This is a genomic window from Pedobacter sp. 05T44, assembly GCF_056395985.1.
Window position 1 is genome coordinate 1 of sequence record NZ_JBFTKO010000043.1, and the last position, 731, is coordinate 731.

Here is a 731-nt window from a genome sequence, read left to right on the forward strand (position 1 = left end):
TTCAGCAAGAGCAGAAAATGTAGCATTAGGTTTAAAAGGAGGAGCACTGGAACTTGCTGCAGGGCAGGATACCTTAGTGAAAATGATAGCTTTCCCTGGAATACTGGTGGTGTTGTTCATTATATTTTTCTTCTGGCAAAAAAATGTAAAAACTGCATCAGCTACTGCACATTAAGTAATATTAAGACTATAGAAAAAGAGGCCGATCATTAAGAGGGTACTAAAATTCTCTCGTTTATGATCAGCTTATAAAGCGATCAAGTAAAACATGATTTTTGTTTTTGACGATATAAAAAAATAATAAATTTTGGTGCCGGAGTAATACTGCCTATTTTTTACACAGCCCGGCTACTTTTTCGGAATATTCAGTACAAACTAAATTTTGTTAAATGAAACATATAAAACATAGAAGTATCAAAGAATTAGAAGATATTGCTGCTCAGGTAAGAAGGGATATTGTTAGAATGGTACACGGCTGCCAATCTGGTCACCCGGGAGGGTCTCTAGGCTGTGCAGATTTCTTTACCGCACTGTATTTCGAGGTAATGAACCACTCTACTGATTTTACAATGGATGGAAAAGACGAAGATTTGTTTTTCCTTTCTAACGGACACATTTCACCAGTTTTCTACAGCGTTCTGGCCAGGTCGGGATATTTCGACATTAGTGAACTGGCAACTTTCAGAAAATTAAATTCAAGGTTACAAGGTCACCCCACAACTCACGAAGGA

The 731-nt window shown here is 37.3% G+C and carries 1 pseudogene; it reads left to right on the forward strand.

Annotation, left to right across the window (positions count from 1 at the left end):
• Positions 1 to 389 precede the first annotated feature (389 nt).
• A pseudogene (locus AC1DDK_RS26125) lies at positions 390 to 731 on the forward strand (transketolase); the annotation flags it as partial.